We start from the raw sequence: 4,594 nt of genomic DNA on the forward strand, positions 1-4,594 counted from the left end.
TAATGAGAGAGACATTAGTCGTGATGATGCTGTAAGCATAGCGCAAAATGCAGGTTTATATAATCCCTTTAATGAGGTTGCTATGAACACGCCAGAATGGTTTCCGGAAAGCGCTAGCACCCCTGGTGAAATTCAGATTACCTTATTTGCAGGAACTTTTTATATTCAAGGCTATGGAGCTGATGGTTTACTTCCTGAGATACTCACAGTTAAAAAGAGGGATTTAGGGTAAAAAATTAATTTAGGTAGAGTAGCGAAAGAGAATGATATATAAAAAAAAGATGGTTCAATTTGGAGCGGGGAATATTGGAAGATCATTTATTGGACAGCTATTTTCCCGTTCTGGATATGAAGTTGTTTTTATTGATATCAATAAAGAATTGGTAAAGGAACTCAACAAAAAAAGAGCCTATAAGTTAGTAATAAAGAGAAATGAGCTTCCCGATGAAATTATTTTGATAGAAAATATAAGGGCTATAAATGGTTATGATAAAGAGGCAGTTATTCGGGAAATAGTAGATACGGATATCCTGGCTACTGCAGTAGGAAAAAATGCCTTGCCTCAAATTGTTCCGGTAATTGCTCAAGGGCTTCAATGGAGAGATGAAAAAAGAAGGAAAAATCCTTTAGATATTATTATTGCCGAGAATTTTAGGAATGTAGCGGATTATTTAAGAAAGGAATTAAAAAGCTTACTTCCCTTAGAATATCCTTTCGATGAATTGGTGGGATTAATTGAATCAAGCATAGGTAAAATGGTTCCTCTGATGAAAGAGGAAGATAAAAAAAAGGACTTATTATGGATATTTGCCGAGCCTTATAATACTCTTATTGTGGATAAAAAAGGTTTTAAAACCCCACTTCCTCATCTTAGAGATCTTCGAGCAGTTGAAAATATCAAGGCCTATGTAGATAGAAAACTCTTTATCCACAATTTAGGTCATTCCGCAGCAGCTTATTTAGGGTATCAATATGATTCAAAAATGACTTATATATATGAAGCATTAGAGCTGCCAGAAATTTATAAAATTGTTCGAGAAGGTATGAAGCAGTCAGCAGTAGCTTTGAATGAGGCCTACCCAAAAGATCTTGCTCTACAGGATTTACAAAACCATATTGATGATCTACTTTTTAGATTTCAAAATAAATCATTAAGAGATACTATTTTTCGGGTAGGTAGAGATTTGTATCGTAAGTTAGACAAAAATGAAAGATTAGTAGGATCAATGCTTTTGGCTCAAAAACAAAACGTTCCTTACCATAAGATCAAAAAAGTATTTTATGCTGCTTTAAATTTTAAAGCGAAAGACCAGAAAGGGGAAATGTATCCCCTCGATAAAATATTTTTCCAGCGAGAATATCCAAGAGGATTAAAACATATATTAAAAAATGTGTGTCATCTATCCAGCCATCAGGATGAGGAAGCAAAAGTTAGGGAAGAAATTGAAAAAGGGAACCTAATTTAATAAAAATATTTTTTTATTTTTAAAATAGGAGATTTTATGGATATAGTCGTTGCTGGTCATATCTGTTTAGATATTATTCCAGATTGGAGGATAGGGAGTATTAAGACCATTATTCCCGGACATATTCTGGAAATGTCAGGATTAAAATTATCCACCGGTGGTGCAGTAGCTAATACCGGAATAGCTCTTAAAAAGTTAGGAATTAACACTGCTTTATTGGGAAAAGTTGGAACAGATGCCTTTGGGAAGGTTATTTTAGAGATTTTAAAGAAAGAAGGTAAAACTTTAGCCGAAAATATGATTATTAGCGGAAACGAGGTTTCTTCTTATACTATTGTTTTAAACCCGCCAGATACTGATCGGGTCTTTTTACATTACCCTGGACCCAATCATACCTTTACTGCGAATGATATTCCTTATGAAAAAATAAAAAGCAGTCGCATATTTCATTTTGGATATCCTCCCTTAATGCAAAAATTTTATGAGAACGATGGAAAAGAATTGGTAAAAATGTTTCAAAGGATTAGAAAGATGAAAATAATAACCAGTCTGGATATGGCTATGCCGGACCCTGAATCTCCTGCTGGTAGAGTGGATTGGTTTAAATTTTTTAAAAATGTTTTACCTCTGGTGGATATTTTTATGCCCAGCATTGATGAACTATTATATATGCTAAGACCAGAGAAGTATAATAAAATTTATGAAAAGCGAGAGAGATTTGATATGGTATTATTAAATCAATTAGCTAAGCAATTGATTGATTATGGGACGAAGGTAGTGGCAATAAAGTTAGGTGACCAGGGTTTGTATTTGAGAACTCACCAGATAGAAAAAAGCAATTTATCCTCTATAATTAACCATCAAGATTGGAATTATCGGCAGCTTTTATCCCCTTGTTTTGCTGCAGAAGTTAAAGGAACTACCGGGACCGGAGATGCTACTATTGCTGGATTTTTAGCGGAACTTTTAAAGGGAGGAGAACCAGAAAAGTGCATTACCTTAGCTACCGCGGTAGGTGCTTGTTGTGTAGAAGCGGTTGATGCTACTGAAGGAATTCGACCTTTACCTGAAATTATAAAAAGAGTAACCTCTGGGTGGGAGCGCTTGTCACTTTCTATCCCCCTAGACCATTGGAAATTTGATTATCAATATAAGATTTGGAAAGGTCCTGAGGATCAGGTCAGATAATTATTTTTCAATTTTAAAAATAATGAGAATAAAGGAGGTGGAAAAATGAGAGAAGAAGAAAAAGAAAGAATAAAAGCAAGAGCCCTTGAATATTTTCAAAAAGCAGGTATTGTTCTTTCTTCGCAAGAGAAAGAAAATATGGAAATTGCTGATTTTGGTCTAAATGATTTTGCAAGAAGCGGTCTGGTTTTTGTAGTATATATAAATAGCTTTAGGTATTGTGCGAAAGAGATGGTATTGTTTCCTAATCAAACTTGTCCTGAACATCGCCACCCTGATCATAATGGTGTTGATGGAAAACAGGAAACATTTCGCTGTCGTTATGGTTTAGTTTATCTTTATGTCGAAGGAGAGAAAAGCCCAAATCTCCATGCTTCTCCCCCTACTGGTGATGAAAAATATTATACTGTATTTCACGAAATTATTTTAAAACCGGGAGACCAACATACCATTAAGAAGAACAAACTGCACTGGTTTAAAGCCGGAGAGGTAGGAGCAATTATCTCTGAATTTTCCTCGTATAGTGATGATGCCAGTGATATATTCACCGATCTTCATATAAAGAGAGTTCCGGAGGAATAGATTAGGAGTTAAAATTTTACCAATATAGGTTGACAAAAAAAGAAAGGTAGTATAAAATATTTAGTAAGTATAGTTTACTAACTAAAATAAGGAGCTTCTATGTTAGTTCTGAAGCCAGAAGGTACACGAAAAAAAAATGCTAATACTTTACTCCATATTTTACTGAAAGAAGACGGTATCTCTCGAGTAGAATTATCCCGAATGACCAGTCTAACCAAAACCACTGTTTCTGCCATCATTAAAGGGTTTAAAGATTCTGGTATTGTCGAAGAATCAAATCAAGTTTCTACTGGCAATATCGGAAAGTCTCCCATTCCTCTTCATATTAGAGCTGATGCAGTTTATACCATAGGTGTACATCTTAGTAGGGAACGGATAGAAACATTACTAATGGATGCACAAATGAATATTATTACTTATAATAGAGGAGAAGATTATGAAAAATTTGGTTTAGAGGGAGTTATTAATAGCTTATTTATTAATATTAATAAAATAAGAGAATATGCAAAAAAAAAGAAAATTAATATTGGAGCAATCGGTATTGGAATACCAGGACCTTTGGATGCGCAGACTGGTGTGGTAAAAAAACCTCCTAAATTTAAAGGATGGAAAAATGTTCCTTTGAGAAGTATAGTACAAAAGGAATATGGGGTTCCCGTCTGGATAGAAAATGACGCTAATGTTTGTGCTTTGGCAGAGAAGTGGTTGGGAAGTGGAAGAAATATACATAATTTTATCAATATACTTCTAAATGAAGGTATAGGGGCGGGAGTCATTATTAATGATGAGCTTTATCAGGGTACTTATGATTTTGTAGGAGAGATCGGACATTTTTTATGTTATGAACAAGGGAAATTTCAGTATCTGGAAGATATTGCCGGAGCAGATGTCTTACTACGTTGGGCTAATTCTCAGGGCTTGTCAGTAAAAAGTTTAAAAAGCATAGCTGAATTACTTCAACAAGATAATCAGATTGCTAACTCAATTGTAAAAAAGATAGCGACTTGGATAGGTTCCGCTATTGTTAATGCTATTCATATGATTGGACCTCAGACTGTATTTATTGGAGGGAAAATGGTGGTCTTAGGAGAACCTTTGATCCAACCGATTAGGAAAATTGTATCTCGCTATTTATTTGGAGAGCAAGCAGTGAATATTCAATTCTCCAGTATCTCATCAAATGCGGTACCGAGTGGAGCAGGAATTTATGCCATGATCCATTGGTTAGAAAAAAAGTGTTCAGAAATTTAAAACAGCTTATCAGTCCGAGGTAATTTTGCAGCAAATAGAGATTAAAAAATTTAAGGAGGTGAAATAAAAGAAAGAAAAATAATTAATAATTTACTATCTTGTTTTCA

Annotated in this window: 5 protein-coding genes; all 5 read left to right on the top strand. The window is 34.4% G+C overall.

Going from position 1 to position 4,594, the window contains the following annotated elements:
- On the top strand, positions 1 to 232 hold a 232-nt coding region (locus tag COZ07_RS03895; protein WP_406607276.1), incomplete at its 5' end, for a hypothetical protein.
- Between the two features lie 31 nt (positions 233 to 263).
- The gene (locus tag COZ07_RS03900; RefSeq protein ID WP_406607277.1) at positions 264 to 1,466 is read left to right on the top strand and encodes a mannitol-1-phosphate 5-dehydrogenase; all 1,203 of its coding nucleotides are present in this window, start codon (positions 264 to 266) and stop codon (positions 1,464 to 1,466) included.
- 36 nt (positions 1,467 to 1,502) lie between these two features.
- Positions 1,503 to 2,654, top strand: a complete 1,152-nt coding sequence (locus tag COZ07_RS03905; protein WP_406607278.1) for a carbohydrate kinase family protein — start codon at positions 1,503 to 1,505, stop codon at positions 2,652 to 2,654.
- A gap of 45 nt (positions 2,655 to 2,699) precedes the next feature.
- The gene (locus tag COZ07_RS03910; protein WP_406607279.1) at positions 2,700 to 3,236 is read left to right on the top strand and encodes a D-lyxose/D-mannose family sugar isomerase; all 537 of its coding nucleotides are present in this window, start codon (positions 2,700 to 2,702) and stop codon (positions 3,234 to 3,236) included.
- A 99-nt stretch (positions 3,237 to 3,335) separates the two neighbouring features.
- Entirely contained in the window at positions 3,336 to 4,487 is a 1,152-nt protein-coding gene (locus COZ07_RS03915; protein WP_406607280.1) for an ROK family transcriptional regulator, read from the top strand.
- Positions 4,488 to 4,594: the final 107 nt, after the last annotated feature.

The organism is Candidatus Infernicultor aquiphilus, assembly GCF_002784285.1.
Classification (GTDB): Bacteria; Atribacterota; Phoenicimicrobiia; order Phoenicimicrobiales; family Phoenicimicrobiaceae; genus Infernicultor; species Infernicultor aquiphilus.